Genomic DNA, 19,399 nt, shown 5'->3' on the forward strand with positions numbered 1-19,399 from the left:
TCTATGATGGTACAAATTCTCCTTTTCGTGGCGGTGGCCTTGGCAGCAGTTTCGGCTGTGCTGGGTTTCCTTGCCTTCTCGGCAGCCAGGCGGGCCGAGGCGGCGGCATCATCCGATGATCTGGCCGATATGGTCGAGGCGGCCTTGCGCCGCGAACTGGGCCAGATGCGTTTGGAGTTCGACGCCAAATCCGCCACCCAGCGTCAGGAGCTGGCGCAGGCGCTGGCCGCCAATGCGGGCCAGCTTGGCCAACAGCTGTCGGCCCTGACCACCAGCTTTGACACCCGCCTGACCGCCTTTGCCGAAATCCAGCAAAAGACAGGTACCGATCTGGCCGACGGCCAGCACAAGCGCCTGACCGAGACCAACCAAGGGCTGCAGAAGCTGATCGAGACTCTGCAGGTCCAGCAGAAGGAAGGCCGCGAGGCCATGGCGGTGGAACTGGAAAAGGTCCGCACCACGGTCGGCCAGAACCTCGAGACCCTGCGCAAGGACAACGAGGAAAAGCTCGAGAAAATGCGCGCCACCGTCGAGGAGAAGCTGCAGGGCACCCTGGAGCAGCGCCTGGGCGAAAGCTTCAAACAGGTCTCGGACCGTCTGGAAGCGGTGCACAAGGGCCTTGGCGAGATGCAGTCGCTCGCCAGCGGCGTGGGCGATCTCAAGCGCGTGCTGACCAATGTGAAAACGCGCGGCGGCTGGGGCGAGATGCAGCTGGGGGCCATCCTCGAAGAGATGCTGGCACCGGATCAATATGTCTCCAACACCCAGATCGACCCGTCGTCCGCCCAGCGCGTGGAGTTTGCCGTCCGCATGCCGGGGCAGGGCGATGGCGAGCCGATCCTGCTGCCGATCGACGCCAAATTCCCGCACGAGGACTATGACCGTCTGCTGACCGCCCAGGATGCGGGCGATGTGGTCCAGATCGACGCGGCAGCCAAACAGCTGGAACGCGCCGTGCGCCTTCAGGCCAAGACGATCTCAGACAGCTATATCAAGCCGCCCTATTCGACCGATTTCGCCGTCATGTATCTGCCGACCGAAGGCCTCTATGCCGAGGTGGCGCGTCGTCCGGGCCTGATCCGCGAGATCCAGACCCAGTACCGTGTCATGGTGGCGGGTCCGTCGAACCTGGCCGCCTTCCTTAACTCGCTGCAGATGGGCTTCCGTACCCTGGCCATCCAGAAGCGCTCCAGCGAGGTCTGGCAGGTGCTGGGCGCGGCCAAGGCCGAGTTCCAGAAATACGGCGACGTCTGGGACAAGCTGGGCAAGCAGCTGGATACCGCCCGCAAGACCGTGGACGAGGCCGGCAAACGCACCCGCGCCGTCGAGCGCCGCCTTCGCGGTGTCGAGGTGCTGGATGCGCCCGTCGCGGCAACCCTGCTGGAAGCGCCGGAAATGGACGACGCAGCCGAGTAGGACGTTTGACAAGTGTGCTTGACATGAATGACGGGATGGTTGTAAAGAGTCCTTGTCATTTAGTGAAAGGCACTTGTCATGAGCGTTCCCAAGGCCAAACCTCAACGCATACCCAAGCCGATCAAATGGCTGGTGCTGGCGCTGCTGCTGGGTTTTGTGGGCGGCGTCGCTATGGGCATCGGCGGTGCCCTTTATGAAGAAGGCCTCTTTCCCGCAGCGACACGCTACATGCTGCCCGGAGTGGCTATCCTCGGCCTGATCGGTGCCGTGGGCAGTATGTGGATCGGCTATCGCTGGATGCAGTCCATCGACGAGGCCGCTCAGGAGGCCCACAAATGGGCATGGTATTGGGGCGGTTCTGGTGCCATGGCGCTGAGCATGATCATGCTGTTTATCGGCATGACGCCCATCTCCAAGACTATCGCCATACCCAGCGCATTCAGCGGCCGCACCGATCCGGCTGCCTATGCCGCGACCGGTGCCTTGTGGCTGCTCATGTTGATGATTGCCGGATATGGCATCGCGTGGGGGATCTGGTGGCTACGCCGCCGATAATCCCAGCATGAACAATCGTTTAAAAGTTCTCCGCGCGGAACGGGACTGGTCCCAGGCGCATTTGGCTCAGGAACTTGGCGTGTCCCGCCAAACCGTCAATGCGCTTGAAACCGGCAAATATGATCCCTCGCTGCCGCTGGCTTTCAAGATCGCCCGTCTGTTCGAACTGACCATCGAAGACATCTTCATTGACGATGTGGCCTGAGCCCGCGTCGAACCACCCCATTTAGGAAACGACCCAATGATCAAATCCATCCGCGCCCTGATGGCTTCGTCCGCGGCTGTGGCCACCCTGTGGCTGGCTCCGTCGGCCATGGCCCAACAGGCGGCACCGGCTCCGGCCCCTGTCGCTGTCCCGCAGGCCGAGGGTCAAGGCCCCGCCATGTGGGTCATCCGTGACGAGGACAGCACCCTTTATCTGTTCGGCAGCTTCCATCTGCTGAAGCCGACCACGGCATGGGGTCAGGCGCATGTCGATGCCGCCTTCTCCTCGGCTGACGAAATCTGGTTCGAGCTGAGCGACATGGGTAACGAGGCGCAGGCTATGCCGCTGATCCAACAGCTGGGCCTGTCGCCGGATCGCCCGCTGTCGTCGATCATGACCGCCGAGGACATCGCCAAGCTGGACGCTGTGGCGCAAAAGCTCGGGGCCAACGCTGCAATGTTCGATCCGATGCGTCCGTGGTTCGTGTCGATGCAGCTGGCTTTGGTCCAGCTGATGATCGGTGGCTTTGATCCGAACGCCGGCGTTGAAAAGGTGCTCATGGCCCGCGCCGCCGCCGAGGGTAAGCCGATCAAGGGCTTTGAGACCCTGCGCGAGCAGCTGGAACTGATGGCTGGCATTTCGGAAGAGGGCCAGATCGCCATGCTGCGCGCCTCGCTGGACGATCTGGCCGAGACGCCGGACCAGATGGAAAAACTGATGAATGCCTGGGCGACCGGCAACGTCCCGGAAATCGAGACCGCCCTCGTCACCGAAATGAAGGCAGAACAGCCCGAAGCCTATGAGGCCCTACTGACCCGCCGCAACGCCAACTGGACCCGCCAGATCAAGCAGCTGCTGGAAGGTTCGGGCACGGCCTTCATCGCCGTCGGTGCCGCCCACCTCGCCGGCCCCGACAGCGTCCAATCCATGCTGGCTGCCGAAGGCATCACCGCCGAGCGCGTGACGCACTAAGCAAGAAGACCCAAAACTGGAGAAGGCCCGGCAAAACTGCCGGGCCTTTTTCGTGTGAGCTAAGTGCGCGCTGAAGCGAACTTTTTTGGGCCGCCCCTCAACTGCGCTCTTCCTTTTACCCTGCCCGCTGCTATGGTCCCGCACACCTCGTCGGGCGGGTATAGTTCAGAGGTAGAACGTCAGCTTCCCAAGCTGAATGTCAGGGGTTCGATTCCCCTTACCCGCTCCAATATTTTCAATGAGTTAGAGAATTTTTTAGCGAGCGATAAGCTCGTAAATCTCGCCGTTGTCCCGTCGTTGTCCTCGATTACCAATCCGAAAATAATTTGAACGGATACCCGTCAATTTCGTCTTCGCGCTAGGGCCTCGCATAGTCTCTAGAAGTGGGACGCTACGGAATTTAAGAGGAACTGCCGAAATGTCAGGTCAGTTAGCGGCCATAGGCGGCTAACAGCGCTTGGATTAAAGTTTGCATCTTCGGCCACAGCCGCACTGCGGGCTCATACGCAGAGATTAATGCAAGAATAAGAGCAACAACGGTTATTCGCCCTACCAAAGACTGTAGGCGCAGGTTCTGCTCGGCGACTATTAAATTACCCTGATGCTGAGATAGGGCGCGGATATCGCGATCAAACAGGGCGAGCCGCTTTGCCAGTTTTCCGGCCGCAATCCAAAACCAAGCAAGCAGATCATCTCTCGCTTCTTTACCAGCCCAGTTCCCCCCTCGATAGATGTAGCTATCTCGATGAAACCTCGACCTTGTAGCTGTCTGAAGTTCTCCGCAAATAGACTGGAGGTCCGCATTTTTAATGTTCATTGCCTGCATGCGCTTGATTGCGCGCTGTGCGCCAATACGGCCAAGTCCCAGCTGATTGTCGCGCACGAGACTTAGCTTTTCTTGCATGGCCGAAAGTAGGGCCTGAAGCCCCCACGACAACACGATTTCTTCTAACTCGTCCTTTAAGGAATAAGCGATATCGGTCTTTGCCGTGCCGTACGACCGCAGACTTGCCTCCGAAATGTCCGCAGAATTTAGGAACAGGAAAGCATGCTTCGAACGTTCTAAGGTGCTTCGAGAAGGAAAGACCAGGACACCTCCAGCCTCGGCTTCACGTCGCCAACACTTGATTCCGCGCTCAAGACCAGCCAGCCCCCATATCGTGTCCCTAGGATGGCTACGCGGTCCCATCTCGTACAGGTTTAACTCGAGACAAGGACGAATCTCAGCCTTCTCCGCAGAAAAGAAGCCTGGCAAATGGCGCTTGCCCCACTGATGTATCTCAAGCCTTAAACCCCTTCGAAAGCGATCAATTGCTGCGGCCTTCACGCGCTCTGGATCGTTCACCGAGTACGCACGGCCGTAAGAGATAAATTCTGGGAAGCGGTATCGAGCCAATTCCTCTCTGACTTGATTTCTTACCTCCGGTTTCAGATAAAACGTTAGGCAGCACGCCGATAGCGACGGCGTAATAGCGTGCACCTGAACGCTGATGTGCTCGAAGGAATGCGGTACAGGTCCTGGAGCACCGCGTGAGTAAATGCGCTTACTCGCCTTCGGATAGATATAGCCTAGATGATACCAGCTACCTCGTTGATCCTGTGATCGCGCTTCGCTTATCCAGAGTAACGGATCTGTATGTCGAAAAGTGTCATTCCCTAGCCGGAGCAGACGAAGAGCCCGATGCAGGTGATTAACCGTAGAGGGCGTGAAGTATTCAACGGTGGATATACACAGAGTCGAAATTTCATCGCCCTCTAGGGGGGTGCACTCAGCATTTTTATGCAGGACGTCCTGCTCGTGGTGGTAGCGAAGTGCTTCACGTTGGTTGGGATGCGGGGCAAAACCTAGGATGTGAGCGCGAAGCCTGGCGCTGCGCGCGTACCTGCGCCATTTCTGATTCCATCGTGAACGTGGTGAATCTGCTGACATGGCGAAGATATTAATGAATTTTTTGGATTGGAACTTTGTCGGCTACTGGGGGCAATAGGATTAGGGCTATAACTCCAGTGTTAGATGCGCGGACGTAGCTAGACTGGCAACTATGCCGGCAAGTTAATCGGATAGCGTCGGCCTCAAGATGGACTTCGATCTTGGATCTGCACGTTCTTGCGGAGCCAAAGATCGAGGTTAGCGTAGACGGAATACGATCGGTTGACCCAAAATCTGGGCTTGGTTGCTCCTCTGGCCGGAACGTGATCGAGATAAGGGTATAAGCCGAGATACTCGTTACCTTTGAACTCTAGCTCATCGCTAGCTGCTATTGGTAGTATCGCAATCTTGCCCTTCATGCCGTCAAAAAAGCCCAGCTCCCAAGGCATCCATGTTGATGTGCTCGAGTGCAGGCTGTGAGCGTAGACAAGCATTCCACACTGAGCCATCCGTTCCCGTAGCACTGCAGCTGTCTCTTGGGTGACCTTAGTACGATCTAACTGCGGATCTTGGATCCAATCAACGTATACGGTGAAGCCATCATCTTCGAGAAGTTCTTTGGCCCCTAGGATAAGTTCTTCATCCGCCTTGGAATGGCTAAGAAAAATGTCGAAGGCCTGATCTTCAATGGCGGCGTGTTCCATCAAAATGCGGCCCGCCGATTTTTTCATAGCCTTCTCTACAAGCGACGCGCGCTGGCGCAGACGCTCTTCTGTGATCAGCAAGACGCGCTCCCCTTATTTTTCGAACTACTCTTCCCTGCAGAACTACGCGGGGCGGCGTGGATCTGGCTTCCATAGACGGTCTGCTATGTCAGCAGGCTGTTCGTCCGGACGGATATAACGCCTTTCCTGTTCTTGGATGCCGAGGCGCCGATGAAACAAGCTAACGTAGTCGAGATTATCAAAGAGATCTGGATCGGAGGTGCCCAATCTTTTCGCCACCTCAAGGGTCGCACCGCCGGTCGATGCGATGGGCAAAATAGTCGCTTGAGGCTGTAATTTTTGGAACAGCTCATATTCATCGACGATCCCCTTCATACCACCGATGAATATCGCAGCCGAAAATTGGTTCTGCTGGAACATAGCTTTCCGCATAGCCAATAGGCTGTCGTCACGGCTATCGTTGACACTATCGATGAAGGTCACGTTCTGGAAACGAATATTGTCTTCAGGATATTCGTCTTGGAAGAAGCGGGACTGGTACAACTTTACCCAGCGGCCGTAGTCTAGTCCCATGTCTTCAGCGACAACCCAGACCATCGGGGTGATCCCAGGTTGCCCCCCCCAAACGAGCGGGCGGCGGCCTAAGGTCACGAAAAGTAAGGCCGAAACCGCAGCTTGAATCGCGACGGTGTTCGCCGTTTTTGCATCTTCTGGGCTGCGTCTCGGATCGGGCACCCCAGCTGATAGAAAGATCGCATCCGACATCTAGCTCTCCAAGCCCACGATCGTCCACCCAAACTCTGCAGCCCGAATGGCACGGACGGAGGTGATATTTTCGTCGAGCCAAGTTAGGTGCGATGCCCAAGCAGCACCAATTCCTACATGATCGTAAACAAGAATGGGCGTGCCAGCTTGTTCAGCGTTCTTAGCCTTTATGGCGATGTCATTGAGTAGTTCAGCTGTCGGCACACCCACAACAGGATAAGCCCAAATCTTCGCTCCGTCATTCAGGCGTATAGCAAGTGCGCGGTGTGCGCCGACGCCCTCGAACGTTGCGCCGATCTTGGTGACCTCAGCCCGTACCTTACCCGTCATCGACATGTATCTGGAAGCGATGCTGCGGCTCCGTAGGGCTTCGACGGCCAGAACGATCTGATCAACTGTGGCATCGATGATTGGTCCGTCTGCAGCCTCCAATTCATGCGGCTCAAGATAAATGGTCTCAGCGAGATCAGTCATCTTGTTTGGCGTGTAGTCTGGCCAGACCACCCTGAGAACGTGAATTTCCTTTGCTCGGGCGCGACCAATCTCCTGCCTAGTCCATTTCCGCTCAAAATAGTTTGGCGTATCCAGCATCACCATGACGTCGGAATCACACAACCGATGCCACAGTACTTCCTGAAATGGATCTGCGGGCATTATGTCATGCGTGTCTAGGAACACATCATATCCACGGCTGCTTAGCTCGTCGTGCAGTTGGACGGCGGCGGCTCGCGACTCAACACGCCGATAGCTTACGAAGACTCGTCGCTGGCGGCGAAGCAGGCCCGCGCATTCAAGGAGGGCTGTCGCCAGTTCAGTGAACTTGAGATCGTCGGCTCGACGACGGTGCCCGTTAAAGCCCTGTAGGAAGCTTGGAATGACCGAGTTAAAGTCCTCGCCAGCCTTAATGGTGGGAATGACTGGCACGCTCGCCTCGACTAGCGCGCGCGCAGCGTCGAGATCTTTATTAGAGTCGCCGCCGAAATAGGCGGCCGCAGAGCTTGCATGTTTGTCACGCTGTGCAATGTCCTCGCCTGTGCGGACTGCAACAGACGTTCCCACGTCCAACTCGAAATCTACGAGCAGCGACGCGATGGTGTTCGTCAGTTGGTCCCTATCAGCATGGGAGACATCGCCGAGGATCGCGAGTTCATATACTGCCACGGTTTCAGGCCTGGTTTCGGATACGGATGGCTTCCTCGATCCAAGACTCAATGTTGGCCGAGATCGACGCATAGACAGCCTTACTGTCTGAGCCCGCCGGTATCTTGAGCTGTGCCACGTCGGCTAGTGTGCCTGATTTGTTAGTGAAGCTGACCTTGGAGAGGGGGTTTGCCCCTGCGGCCGATGGCTGACCATTCACGTCGAGAAGTTTGTTAATGCTAATTGCCACCACGCCCTTACCATCGTTCCATGCCTTCGAGATCTCATGGATGACCCACGGACGGGACGCTGTTTGTGAGCCGACTAGACATACTAGACACGATTTGCCGTTCATATTTTCAGCAATCCACCGCTCGATAGCTGCGTCGCCCTTTTTTTTGACTTCTTCCCAAGCGTTTGGCGTGCAAACGGCTTGCCCCTCTAGGGCACCAATGTTGCGGACCTGCTGGGTGCGCCAGTAGTCGTTATCAAAGTGAAAGCTGAAAAATACGCGCCGCGGCATGGTGAATGCTCCCTATGTGAACATTTCCTGAGCCAGCACAAATCATGCCAGCAACAACCGCAACGATATTGCTGGTACTATAGCACTAAATTATCGCTAAAATTTTGGTCGTCTTTGCCAATGTGGTTCGCCACTATTCAAAGCAACCAACTCTTAAAGCCGACCGCCTTAACGGCCGCTTGGTATCAGACTTACGAAGTGAGCGAAGCGGGTGAGCCATCCCAGAAGTGGACAAGTTCAAAGATCGAGTTGCGTCAAAATGAGACGTTAGTTGGCGATTAGCTCGGCAGGTCAGAGTAGACAGTTCTCAGATGATGCATTGAACAACCCATCGTTCAACGCCGATACTATCTTCCGCCTCTGTCTCGTTGGCGGGTGTTTCGCTTGAGGTTTGAGCTTTGTGATCGATCCTGCGCTGTGACTTTAGATGCAAGTCCGAGGGCACGGCTGACAATCTGATTGGGCGTTCGATAAGCCGTCTTTGAAGCTTGCTTTAAGGCCTTCATCTCCCGTCTCAAATGATCCCGTGCTTGATCAATGAATCTCGAAAGCCTGCGCATCTGCAAGATCAGCTGATTGGATCGCCCTCTATCCGTGACGGGTGAACTTGACGGAGCATTACGACGATCCCTCGACGCCCTCCGTTCAATGGCTGTTGAGATTGGTCCGAGCTTGATTGTGGGTTCGGCCTCGATGCCTTGGCGCGAAAAGCTCCTGTGATCGACCGTTTGGGGGATGTGGGCGCGCTCTAAGGCGCGGTTGACCATATCGGCCCAGGTTTTTCTCAGGTGCTCGACCTCTACGGATGCGGTGGAGGACACGTCCAGTTGGCGGGTCTTGGTGCTGAACCCATCCGAGCTAAGCGCGCGGGTGGTGGTGAGGAGGTGGGCGTGGTGGTTGCGTTGGTCGCCTTCGGTATTGGGCGGGTGGATGGCAACGTCGACGGCTACACCGTAGCGGGTGACCAGGTGGTCGGCGAAGGAGAGGGTAAGGCTGCGCCGTTCAGCCGGGCTAATCTCGGCGGGGAGGGCGATTTCGTATTCCCGCGCGACCTTGGCGTCCTTACGTCGTTCGGTAGCTTCGACCTGGTTCCACAGAATGGAGCGGTCGAGAGCCCAAGCGGGGGCATCCCTTGGCGCTAGGATCAGAGCCTCGATAACCGGCTTGCCGGTGAAGTCATGGGTTAGGCCGTCGCGATGGTTGGTGAGCTTCTCGCCAGCCCTGTAGGCCGCAGCGGCAACCGCGCTGCGGCCCATCGAGCGAGAGATCGACTTCACCGACAGATGAAAGATCGACATGGCCCGTCTCAGTCTCCGGCAAGTTCGCGATCAAGAGACCAGCCCTCGAAAGGCTTACGGTCGATATCCCGCGAGATGCGATCCATAAGACTGTTGAGGACAGAGACGTAACGCGTGTCATTGCGCGCCGCCTCCAACAGCAAACCACCTAGGATGATTTTGCGCCGTGTATCCGCCTTTCGCTCGCCCGCCTTGGCTCTGGCGGCCATGGCGTCGAAACGGGCCTGTGCTTGGGAAAGCTTCTGGCGCGCGAGAGCCAAGCGTTCCGGGGATGGCCTAGTCATTGCGCCATCTCCTGCGTGGGGGGCACCACACCCGCCGGTCGGAAAGGACCAAGGGCGCACTTTAGCATTGGTACCCAATGCGTGCGGCAAGGGCTTCGCCCCTGCACCCGTTCGCTTCGCGATGGGGCGACTTGCCCCAAGCCCCCGCCAGCGTTTCGACGCTGGACCCCATGTGAGACATTACCGGGATTGCGGATCATTTGGGGACCCTCCATCCCTGAAGTGAGCCGCCCGCAGATACCGCTCCCGCGAAACAGACGTGCTGCCCACTCATCCGCATACGTCGCCATTGTTTTCCCGAACACTCGCGCATTGCCGTCAGGCTACCGTCCTGATCGAGCTGCCTCGCAAATCTAGCGTTGGGGGTGTTTGCCCAGGAGGCCGCGGCAACTTCATCGCGGGCCTCAGCATAGCCTCGATCGGCACCGGCCTTTTGCCCAGCTATGAACCCGCTTCCTCCAGCTATCAACGATGCGCACGACATAGCTATCACCGCTGCGATTGCTCCGCGTATCCAGAGCGAGCGATCCTTTGCGGTGCTTGCTCGATCACGCAGAAGAGCTTGTTTCAGGCTTTCGACAGAGTTTGTTGCTTGCTCGAAGTGCGATGCGACGGAGGACAATTGATGAGCGGCTCCAGTTTGAGCCCCTCGCATGGCTGCTTGCTCAACGCTCGACGGATCCACGGTCATTCGAGAAAGAGCGGCTAGCCGTTCTGCTTCACGCTTTTCCTTTGCGCTCAAGCTTGCTTTGAGCTGCTGTAGGAAGAGTTTTAGTTCAACATGCCCGCCGATGATCTGGCTTAGAGACAGCGCTAGCTGCTGGGCCTCGGCTTCCTGCTTGGTGGCTGCTTCGTCAGCATAGAAGTCAAACTCTTCTCCGATATCGATCAGCTCGTTCTTGGGCTCATTTGAGATTGAACGAAGATCTCTACCTCTGCCGTAATCACGATCACGCATAGCGGCTTCCCTTCGTGCTGGAAGATTTTGCACGCAGGGTTCTGACCAGCTCTACAGCTCCTTCTCGTACAAAGGCGCGCACTTCTGCGGATTGGGAAGCGGGAACCTTATCTGGGGGTAAGGGGGAATTATTATTTTCAAGGGTTTGTAGGAAAATCGGTTCCTTGGTTGGATACCTGTTATTTCCTGCGGGCCTGCCTAAATCAGCAAGTTGACTGGAGCGTCGGTTTCGGAGGCGGCGATACCCATTCGGAAAGCCAATTTTGTATCGATTGGTAATACCGCGTTTGGTTCGGCGGACCTGGAGATAGCCTTTGCTCTCTAACGTCCGCAGTGCGGTGCCGACAGTCCTGGCCGTCAGTTCAGGCCTCTTCGCAAGAGTGTCGTGAGAAGGCCATGCTTCTCCCAAATCGCGGTTGAAGTGCTTGAGCAAAAGCATGGCTATACGACAGCATTGAGCCGATAGTTTTGGATCGCTGGCCACGGCCTCGATCCATTCGAATTTCTGAGCGGCTATGGCTTTAGAGGAACGTGCGGACTGCCTCATTATCAAGCCTCCATGCTCATCTGCGCAGACGCTTTATAGGTTCGCCTAGGCCTTTCGTTTATCCATGTATCGACCTCGTCCGAGCGCCAGCGAATGCTACGTGGGCCGAGGATTAATGGGGAAGGGAAGGTCGATGCTTTGACTGCGCGCCAGAGCGTTGAGCGGCACCCAATGCCCGTAATTTCTAGCACCTGCTTTGATGTGAGAAGGTTCATAATTGGCCTCTGTGTTGCGAAGTGCTGCTACAGAGGGCAGGAAAATTGACGGGTATCAAAGGCTAGTTCCGGACAGCTATGGCCGAAAAAAGACTTATAAAATACAGTACCTTATTTTGATGCGGCTTTGACCGCTGCTTCGAAAAGGAGTTTCCTCTCTTTTCGATTTTCAGTCGGGTTAAGATACTTTTGAACTTGATCAAAGCTTAGGCCGCTGACCTGGACTTCTTTGTTCTTAGGTGCGTGCCCTTTCTCGCGAGTGAGATTGTGATAGGCGGCGTGTACCTCGAAAAAATCTTTCCAAGATTTGTCTTTTATATCGAGGGACTCGGCGAATTTCCTCACCCGCTCAAAAGTCTCGCTATCGACTTTTCGTAGAGATGAAGGCTCCACAAATGCGTCCCGGAGCACGGTGAATGTGTGAGATTTTAAGTCAATTTCGCTGGATTTTAGGTAGAGTTTTTGAGCTCGCCATAGGAATGAAGGCCTGTGTATTTCTTTGAGGGCGAGCTTCTCTTGTAGAAGCCACGGGAGTAAAAATGATCTTTTTAGGCCCTTGTGTCCTCTATACAGTTTGAAACTTGATGGATAAGAATCGTCATATTGATAAATATTTGCATTATTATTATTCAAGTAATTAAAAAAGAATATAAACGAGATAGAATTTATATTATTAATATTTGGCCTTGTTGAGTATTCTTTAATTGATGCTTGAAAATTAATCTTAGATATTGCTGATCTCAAAGCAAACAAAATAAGAACCGTGACCAATAGTGGAATGGCGTAAATGCTGGTTGTGTTGTTAAAATTGGCCATATAGAAAGCGATTGTTGCCAATGAAATTGTTATAAACAAATAAAAAGTATAATTAAAAAACAGAAATAGCTTATTGTTAATATTCAATTTATTAATTATTCTATTTACATCATCCTTGCTTAGAACATGATCTATGTTTGAGCTATGGCCTCTGGATGCGTATGTGGTCGCCAAATCTAGGATAGAAATGTATTCGTCATTCTTCATGTTGTTATACATTTTCAATTAGATTCCCTAGCTCATTTAGAGCTGCGCGCTTCTCTTTCACATATCCATATCGATTATATGTGCCGGTCACGCTTGGTGCTGAAGGGCTGTGATTTAATATGCGGGCGACAATCTCTTCCAACGTTCCGATTTTTTCAGAGCACATAAGTGTAGCGCCTGTTCTCCTGAGATCGTGAAGGGTGGCATTTTCGATGCCGGCTTCAGCGGTCACACGAGACATGGCGCGGTTGAGGCTCAGTCGCTCGATCGGATGGATTTTAGAACCCAATCCAGATTGGGCATCGAGGCGTTTGGCGCGAGGTGAGGGGAAAACGGCGTCCCCTGGTGCCAAAGGGCGACCGTAGCGCGCTTCTGCGAGTAACTTGGCTTGGGCGATAGCGGTGGCTGCTTGAGGGCTTAATGGAACTAGGTTCTCACGCTTAGCTTTGGTGCGGGCGGCGGGGATCACCCACACAAGAGTATCAAGATCAACCTCACCCCAGAGCATACCAGCCACCTCGCTTCCTCGCTGACATGTATAAAGGCAGGTCTGTATTGCTAGTGCCATGCTGGTTGATACACCAACATGAGCCGAGGTTGGGGCCACCTCTCTGGAGGTGGATATGATGCTCTCCAGAGCTGTCCAAAGCTGTGAAAGTTCACTGGATGACAGGACTCGATCTCGGCTTGTTTCCTTGAAGGCGAATTTTATTGCGGCCAAAGGGTTGTGCTCAATGAGCTCCTCCTCCACTGCAAAATTGTACATCCGCTTCAGAACCGTCAGGCAGCGGTTGGAAGTGACGGGCCCCGCATCAGAGCCGATTTCTTGAAGCACGGGACGCACGAGCTTGGAGTTCATTTCCAATGTGCGAAAATGACCGATGCGTGGGTTGATGTGTTTTCGGATCAGCCAGCCCCAATAAGTGAGTGTTGAGGGGCGGACGCCTTTTCGTTCTGAGGCTGCCAGAAGAGCTACGCCCAGATCGTGGACCGTCTTGATCTCTAATGCCCGCGCTTCAGCTTGGTGAATCTGTTTAGCTTGGGCTGGATCCTTTCCCTTGGCGACCTGACTGAGGATGTCGAGGGTTTGAGCGCGAGCATCGGTTAGGGTCAGGACTGGCCATCGGCCTAAGGTCATCCGGCGACGTGTTCCATCGACCAGGGTGTACCGGACCGAAAAGGTCTTGATGCCTGTCTTGGTGACATAGAGTTCCAAGCCTCTCATCCCGGTGTCGGGAATGGTCTGCATCCGGTCGATGGGCTTCAAGCTCTCGATGAATTTTTGCGTTAGGTTCGGCACGGGAGTCTCCACGTCGGACACCCCTCAGATATGCGTGCGTTGTCCCGCTGTTGTCCCGAATGGACGAAACTCACTGCAACCGAGGGCAATGCCACCCGACAACAAAAGTCTTTATTTGGCAATGGGTTGTTTCAAGACTGAGGCGATCCGCAACCTCTCGAAACGCCCTGAAACCTTACTTTTTTGAACTTCCCAAGCTGAATGTCAGGGGTTCGATTCCCCTTACCCGCTCCAAAATACATCCTGAAACACGATGTTGCCGGCTTTGACATTGCGATGTCTCGCCTTTGTCATGGTTTTCCGTTAGAGGAAGCCATGACAGATAAGATGACCCCCAAGGCGGTAATCGACCGCCTCGAATCCCTCTACAACCAATCCGTGGCCAACCTTCGCGATGCGGTGAAGGTGTTTATCGAGACCGGCGAGCGCGCCGATCCGGAAGCACGGGCCCAAGGCCTATTCTCCTATCCGCGCCTGACCGTCAGCTGGTACGGCGACAAGCCCCAGAATCTTGAGACCCGCGCCTTTGGCCGTCTCTCGCGTCCGGGCACCTATACGACCACGGTGACCCGCCCCGACCTGTTCCGCAACTATCTGCTGGAGCAGCTGACCCTGCTGGCGGACGAATACGACGCCACCTTCGAGGTCGGTCCGTCGGATCAGGAGATCCCCTTCCCCTATGTTCTCGATGGCTCGGACGTCGTGCTTGACCGCTCGATGACGGCGGCGATTGCTCGCTGGTTCCCGACCACGGAACTGGCCCACATTGGCGACGAGATCTCGGACGGTCTGTTCGATCCGGATCACGACTTCCCGCTGTCGCAGTTTGATGGCCTGCGCACCGACTTCTCGCTGGCCCGTCTGCGTCACTATACCGGCACGCCGGTCGAGGCGGTGCAGAGCTACATCCTGTTCACCAACTACAACCGCTATGTGGACGAGTTCGTGCGCTGGGCGGCGGCAGAGCTGCAAAAGCCGAACAGTCCCTATGACAGCCTGACCTGCTCGGGTGGCGTGATCGTCACCAAGGATACCCCGAACCCCGAAGCGGCAGTGATGGACTCGGCATGGCGCAAGCATCAGATGCCGGCCTATCACCTGACCCGTCCGGATGGTCAGGGTATCACCCTGGTCAACATCGGCGTCGGCCCGTCCAACGCCAAGACCATCTGCGATCACCTGGCCGTTATGCGCCCGCACGTCTGGATGATGATCGGTCACTGCGGCGGCCTGCGTGGCAGCCAGACCATCGGCGACTATGTGCTGGCCCACGCCTATCTGCGTGACGACCATGTGCTGGATGCCGTGCTTCCGGCCGACATCCCCGTGCCGTCGATCGCAGAGGTGCAACGCGCCCTGTACGACGCGACCAAGCTGGTTTCGGGCGCGCCGGGTGAAGAGGTGAAGAAGCGCCTGCGCACCGGCACGGTCGTTACGACCGACGACCGGAACTGGGAGCTTCGCTATTCCAAGTCGGCGCTGCGCTTCAACCAGAGCCGCGCCGTCGCTATCGACATGGAAAGCGCCACCATCGCGGCCCAGGGCTATCGCTTCCGCGTGCCCTACGGCACGCTGCTGTGCGTCTCGGACAAGCCGCTGCACGGGGAGATCAAGCTGCCGGGTCAGGCCAACCGCTTCTATGAAGGTGCGATTTCCGAGCACCTGCAGATCGGTATTCAGGCCGTGGACCTGCTGCGGGCCGAGGGCGCTGCCCTCCACTCGCGCAAGCTGCGCGCCTTCGACGAGCCGCCCTTCCGTTAAGTCGGGTCGCTCACCTGATCAAAGCCCCCTTCGCGTCACACACGGAGGGGGTTTTGTTTTCAGACAGGGCGGCATGTCTGCCGTATATGCTGGGCATCTGTTCGCCTGCCCGACGGTACCCCAAAGGCGCGCGAGTATGTCTCGGAAAAGTACTTTACAAAATAAAGTATATCGTTGATAACGGCGTCACATAAGGAGGACGCCCAATGTCTCAAGACCCTGCAATGCACGGCGGTGCCGATGTCCACAGCGACATCGCCTATATGAAGAAGCTCGCCGAGGAAGGGCGTCAGGCCCCGGTACTGGTCGGGCCGATCCTTGTCTCCGCGTCGCTATGGTTTGGCGCGGCGACGTTCATCCAATGGATGGGCAAGCTTGGGATACTGCCCATTGAGGGCTGGGGTCTGTTTGGCCTCTGGATGATTGCTGGTGCAGGCTTCGGCGTCGTGCTGTTCATGCTGATCCGCAAGCTTGATACGGTGGCGGGCAGTGGCACCCGCGACAATGTCGCCATCGGCGCGGCATGGTCGGCATGCGGTTTTAGTATCTTTGGCACATGGATGGTGCTGACGGCCTTTGCCCTGTCGACGGGGAGCTGGTCGTCCATGGCCTTGATGCCCGCGGTGGTGATGATCGCCTATGGCGCGGCGTGGATTATCGCCGGCCAGATTGTGCGGCAGGGCTGGATGATCGGCGTCGGCGTGATCAGTTTTGCGGGCGCTGTGGCGCTGGGCTGGTTCGCCTTCACCGACTGGACCTATGCCATCTATCTGGTGCTGCTGGTGGCGGTGGCCCTGTGTCCGGGGCTCTATCTGATGAAACAGGCTTCGCGGGCAGGGGGCTGATATGGCCGCTGGCGACGCAGAAGATTTCGACATCAACCGGATCGACGAGGTCATCCATGGCCGCATACGTCTGGGGATCATGGCCTATCTGTCGGGGGCGGATGTCGCGGATTTCGGCGAGATCAAATCCCGGCTTCAGACGACGGACGGCAACCTGTCTGTGCATCTGAGAAAGCTGGAAGAGGCCGGTTTCGTCGAGGTGGAAAAGACCTTTCAGGGGCGAAAACCCCTGACGCGGGCGCGGCTTAGTCCTGCTGGCCGAGAAGCCTTCATACGGTATCTGGACCAGATTTCGGCCTTGGTCGCACAACGTTAGATGGCGAAACGCACCAATCAGTTTATGGAAGGCGGTCATGAGCGACCGCCTTCTTTCATTTGAAGCCATCGAGAATTTCCGCGACTTCGGCGGCTATCGCGGTCGCTATGGCGAAGTTCGGCGCGGGGTTCTTTTTCGCTCGGGCCAGCTGTCGCGGGCCAGTGACGCGGACCTGATGGCTTTGGCCGATCTGAACTTGTCGGATGTGGTGGATTTGCGCCGCTCCAGCGAGCGGGCCAAGCAACCCGATCGCCTGCCGGAAGGCTGGGCGGGGCGGATGATATCCACCGATATCGGCGGTGATGGAGAGGCCCCTCATATCCAGTTCCTCAAGAGCGGCGCTCTGACCGAGGAGACGGGCCGCGACTATATGGCCAACACCTATCGCCGCATGCCGTTTGATCCCGCGCATGTGGCGCTGTTCAGGGACTGGTTTGACGCCTTGGCCCAGGCACCATCGGCGCTATTGGTCCACTGTGCCGCGGGCAAGGACAGAACAGGCCTGCTGTGCGCCCTCACGCAGACGGTGCTGGGGGTGGAGGAGGACGATATTTTTGCCGACTATATGGCGACCAATCAGGCGGTCGATCTGAAAGGTCGGGCAGGCGATCTGGCCCTCAAGCTGGAGAAGGTAACGGGGCGGCCCGTATCGCATGAAGCCGTGGTGGCCTTCCTCGGCGTCAGGGCGGATTTCCTTCATGGTGCGTTTGAGGCCATCCGCAAAGAGGCGGGGACGGTGGAGCGTTATCTGTCCGAGGTCCTGGGTGTGGATGTCGCGCGCCGCCAAATGATCCTGTCCCATCTGGTGATCTGACGTGGCCGTGGTCCGTGCGCCCCTGCCGTGGGCAGAGCCTTTGGATGTGGCCTCGGGGCTGCGTGCCCGATCATGGCCGGTCAGTCTGATCGCGGGGGCGGGAAGGCCACAGGACCATGGCGGGCGCTTTTCTTACGTAGCCTGTGATCCGGACCGGCAACTTGTGCTGGATCGTGCGGATGATGTGTTCAGGACGTTGGAGCAGCCTGACTGGGCGGGTGCTCCCGCTGTCGGGCTGGTGTCCTATGACGCAGGGGCGCGTCAAGCGACAGGAGAGCGTGATGCAGTCTGGCCCGATCTGGTTCTGGGACGTTATCCGGCATGGCTGGTTTTTGATCATCGTTTGAGCCGCGTCGAAGCCAGTGGCTGGGGAGCCGATACCGCAGAAGCAGAGGCGCAGGTGAAACGCGCCGAGGGTTGGTTGGCGCTTCGGTGTCGGGCAGAAGCGCCGCCCGCGCCCTCTCTGGATTTTACCGAATGCCGCGCAGGATCGGACTACCGTGCAGCGGTTGCCGCCGTCGTCGATCGCATCGGCCAAGGCGAGCTGTTTCAGGCCAATATAGCCCGTGAATGGTGTGGCACGCTCAAGGCGGGGGCTGATCCCTACGACGTGTTCCTGCGGTTGGCGGGCCAGCGCGGGGCTGCCTATAGCGCCTGCTGGTTGGCGGACGGCCACGCGCTGGTTTCCAACTCGCCCGAGCTTTTCCTGACCTATTCACCGCGCTTGCGGCGCTTGGAGGCCCGCCCGATCAAGGGGACGCGGCCGCGAGGGGATACGCCACAGGAAGATCTGGCCTTGGCGCGCGAGCTTGAGGCAAGCGCCAAGGACCGCGCGGAAAACCTGATGATCGTCGATCTGATGCGGAACGATCTGTCGCGCGTGTGCGAGGCGGGTACTGTCGTGGTTGAACAACTCTGCGGGCTGGAGAGCTTTGCGACCGTCCATCACCTGACGTCGGTGGTCAGTGGCAGGGTGAAGAATGGTGTGGATTGGCCCGACATCTTGCGGCAGACCTTTCCGGCAGGCTCGATCACAGGGGCACCAAAGCATCGGGCGATGCAGGTCATTGCCGACTATGAGGCCCCGCGCGGGGCGTGGTGCGGGAGCCTGTTCGTGCAGGGGATGGCAGCGGACGACACGATCACGGCCTCGGTCCTGATCCGCTCGGCCTCGTTCCAACTGACCGAAGGACAATGGCATTGGCGGGCCATGGCGGGGGCGGGCATCACCGCTGACAGCCAGCCCGCCGAGGAACTGGCCGAGACGGACGCCAAGATCAGGGCGCTAAGAGACGCGCTTTACTTGTAGCAGTCGGTGCAGGAGATCGACGCCACTTCACGCGGGCGCAGATAGAATGTGCGACGGAAGGTCGTCTGACCCGACAGGAAATCGCTGAACCCCGGCACGGCGATGTCGAACGGCGAGTCATAGACATAGACCGTCTCGGCCATGATCAGACTGTCGCCATCCTTTTCCAAAATATCGGAAGGCACTGTAACCAAAGTGTCCTTCTGAAGCGGCGACATGGCATTGCCATAGCTCCACTGCACGCGGGGCTCGTTCTTGGCGTTCAGGACGACGCTGGTGACACGGCCTTCCAACGGGGTGGAGGAGTAGGGGGCCATGATCAGTCCTCCCACCGCAAAGAAGTCATTCAGCTGGGCCTTCGTCACCGTATTCGCCTGCGCCACGATATCGGCCATCATGGCGGCAGAGTGGTGGGCGCGGCGCTGGACCATAAAGGCCTGCGTAAACTCGATCACGCAGATGTAGATGACCAGAAACAGCGGCAGCAGCAGTGCGAACTCCAGCGCGGCCGCGCCCTGTTCATCCTTACGGAAATGGCGGGTGAGGGTTCGGATCATG

At 57.0% G+C, this 19,399-nt stretch carries 22 protein-coding genes and 1 tRNA gene; 10 read left to right on the top strand and 13 right to left on the bottom strand.

The annotated features are described in order from the left end of the window. Positions 1-3: 3 nt before the first annotated feature. The 5 genes from rmuC to Q0Y42_RS00775 all read left to right on the top strand — a co-directional run bounded on the left by rmuC (position 4) and on the right by Q0Y42_RS00775 (position 3,377). Complete coding sequence (gene rmuC, locus Q0Y42_RS00755; RefSeq protein ID WP_297799091.1) at positions 4-1,416, top strand: DNA recombination protein RmuC; 1,413 nt, start codon at positions 4-6, stop codon at positions 1,414-1,416. Positions 1,417-1,494: 78 nt separating this feature from the next. Then, positions 1,495-1,971, top strand: a complete 477-nt coding sequence (locus Q0Y42_RS00760; RefSeq protein ID WP_297799093.1) for a hypothetical protein — start codon at positions 1,495-1,497, stop codon at positions 1,969-1,971. 7 nt (positions 1,972-1,978) lie between these two features. Continuing rightward, a complete protein-coding gene (locus Q0Y42_RS00765; RefSeq protein WP_297799095.1) occupies positions 1,979-2,176 on the top strand; it encodes a helix-turn-helix transcriptional regulator in 198 nt (65 codons plus the stop codon). A gap of 36 nt (positions 2,177-2,212) precedes the next feature. After that, positions 2,213-3,148, top strand: coding sequence for a TraB/GumN family protein (locus Q0Y42_RS00770; protein WP_297799097.1), 936 nt, complete (start codon positions 2,213-2,215; stop codon positions 3,146-3,148). A 154-nt stretch (positions 3,149-3,302) separates the two neighbouring features. After that, positions 3,303-3,377, top strand: a tRNA-Gly gene (locus tag Q0Y42_RS00775). A 201-nt stretch (positions 3,378-3,578) separates the two neighbouring features. On the opposite strand, the gene Q0Y42_RS00780 is transcribed toward Q0Y42_RS00775, so the two are convergent. From Q0Y42_RS00780 to Q0Y42_RS00830, 12 genes are all read right to left on the bottom strand, one after another. Continuing rightward, positions 3,579-4,544 (bottom strand): hypothetical protein, encoded by a 966-nt coding sequence (locus tag Q0Y42_RS00780; protein WP_297799100.1) that lies wholly within the window; start codon positions 4,542-4,544, stop codon positions 3,579-3,581. Positions 4,545-5,221: 677 nt separating this feature from the next. Then, the gene (locus Q0Y42_RS00785; protein WP_297799102.1) at positions 5,222-5,803 is read right to left on the bottom strand and encodes a hypothetical protein; all 582 of its coding nucleotides are present in this window, start codon (positions 5,801-5,803) and stop codon (positions 5,222-5,224) included. Between the two features lie 42 nt (positions 5,804-5,845). Further along, positions 5,846-6,508 carry a hypothetical protein gene (locus tag Q0Y42_RS00790; RefSeq protein WP_297799105.1) on the bottom strand — a complete coding sequence of 221 codons (663 nt, stop codon included), beginning with the start codon at positions 6,506-6,508 and terminating at the stop codon, positions 5,846-5,848. Continuing rightward, on the bottom strand, positions 6,509-7,669 hold the full coding sequence (locus Q0Y42_RS00795) for a toll/interleukin-1 receptor domain-containing protein (RefSeq protein ID WP_297799108.1): 1,161 nt from the start codon (positions 7,667-7,669) through the stop codon (positions 6,509-6,511). 4 nt (positions 7,670-7,673) lie between these two features. After that, the gene (locus tag Q0Y42_RS00800; RefSeq protein WP_297799110.1) at positions 7,674-8,171 is read right to left on the bottom strand and encodes a TIR domain-containing protein; all 498 of its coding nucleotides are present in this window, start codon (positions 8,169-8,171) and stop codon (positions 7,674-7,676) included. A gap of 347 nt (positions 8,172-8,518) precedes the next feature. Beyond that, positions 8,519-9,469, bottom strand: coding sequence for a MobQ family relaxase (gene mobQ, locus Q0Y42_RS00805; RefSeq protein ID WP_297799113.1), 951 nt, complete (start codon positions 9,467-9,469; stop codon positions 8,519-8,521). An 8-nt stretch (positions 9,470-9,477) separates the two neighbouring features. After that, positions 9,478-9,753 carry a hypothetical protein gene (locus tag Q0Y42_RS00810; protein ID WP_297799115.1) on the bottom strand — a complete coding sequence of 92 codons (276 nt, stop codon included), beginning with the start codon at positions 9,751-9,753 and terminating at the stop codon, positions 9,478-9,480. A gap of 196 nt (positions 9,754-9,949) precedes the next feature. Then, positions 9,950-10,711, bottom strand: a complete 762-nt coding sequence (locus Q0Y42_RS00815; RefSeq protein WP_297799116.1) for a hypothetical protein — start codon at positions 10,709-10,711, stop codon at positions 9,950-9,952. Continuing rightward, a complete protein-coding gene (locus Q0Y42_RS00820) occupies positions 10,704-11,258 on the bottom strand; it encodes a helix-turn-helix domain-containing protein (RefSeq protein WP_297799118.1) in 555 nt (184 codons plus the stop codon). The genes Q0Y42_RS00815 and Q0Y42_RS00820 overlap by 8 nt, the downstream gene beginning before the upstream one ends. A 2-nt stretch (positions 11,259-11,260) precedes the next feature. Further along, entirely contained in the window at positions 11,261-11,473 is a 213-nt protein-coding gene (locus tag Q0Y42_RS14040) for an AlpA family phage regulatory protein (protein WP_366107850.1), read from the bottom strand. Between the two features lie 111 nt (positions 11,474-11,584). Continuing rightward, entirely contained in the window at positions 11,585-12,289 is a 705-nt protein-coding gene (locus tag Q0Y42_RS00825) for a hypothetical protein (protein WP_297799120.1), read from the bottom strand. Positions 12,290-12,500: 211 nt separating this feature from the next. After that, entirely contained in the window at positions 12,501-13,808 is a 1,308-nt protein-coding gene (locus tag Q0Y42_RS00830) for a site-specific integrase (RefSeq protein WP_297799122.1), read from the bottom strand. Between the two features lie 303 nt (positions 13,809-14,111). On the opposite strand from Q0Y42_RS00830, the gene Q0Y42_RS00835 reads away from it, so the two are divergent. The 5 genes from Q0Y42_RS00835 (at position 14,112) to Q0Y42_RS00855 (ending at position 18,841) form a co-directional block, all read left to right on the top strand. Continuing rightward, positions 14,112-15,557, top strand: a complete 1,446-nt coding sequence (locus Q0Y42_RS00835; protein ID WP_297799125.1) for an AMP nucleosidase — start codon at positions 14,112-14,114, stop codon at positions 15,555-15,557. A gap of 206 nt (positions 15,558-15,763) precedes the next feature. Next, the gene (locus Q0Y42_RS00840) at positions 15,764-16,402 is read left to right on the top strand and encodes a hypothetical protein (RefSeq protein ID WP_297799127.1); all 639 of its coding nucleotides are present in this window, start codon (positions 15,764-15,766) and stop codon (positions 16,400-16,402) included. Between the two features lies 1 nt (position 16,403). Then, on the top strand, positions 16,404-16,718 hold the full coding sequence (locus Q0Y42_RS00845) for a transcriptional regulator (RefSeq protein ID WP_297799129.1): 315 nt from the start codon (positions 16,404-16,406) through the stop codon (positions 16,716-16,718). A gap of 37 nt (positions 16,719-16,755) precedes the next feature. Beyond that, the gene (locus Q0Y42_RS00850) at positions 16,756-17,532 is read left to right on the top strand and encodes a tyrosine-protein phosphatase (protein WP_297799131.1); all 777 of its coding nucleotides are present in this window, start codon (positions 16,756-16,758) and stop codon (positions 17,530-17,532) included. A 1-nt stretch (position 17,533) separates the two neighbouring features. Then, on the top strand, positions 17,534-18,841 hold the full coding sequence (locus Q0Y42_RS00855) for a chorismate-binding protein (protein WP_297799134.1): 1,308 nt from the start codon (positions 17,534-17,536) through the stop codon (positions 18,839-18,841). Here the strand turns inward: Q0Y42_RS00855 and Q0Y42_RS00860 are convergent. After that, the gene (locus Q0Y42_RS00860) at positions 18,832-19,398 is read right to left on the bottom strand and encodes a TadE/TadG family type IV pilus assembly protein (RefSeq protein WP_297799137.1); all 567 of its coding nucleotides are present in this window, start codon (positions 19,396-19,398) and stop codon (positions 18,832-18,834) included. The two genes, Q0Y42_RS00855 and Q0Y42_RS00860, sit on opposite strands and share 10 nt — an antisense overlap. Between the last annotated feature and the right edge of the window lies 1 nt (position 19,399).

The organism is uncultured Brevundimonas sp. (assembly GCF_947305955.1).
Lineage (GTDB): Bacteria > Pseudomonadota > Alphaproteobacteria > Caulobacterales > Caulobacteraceae > Brevundimonas.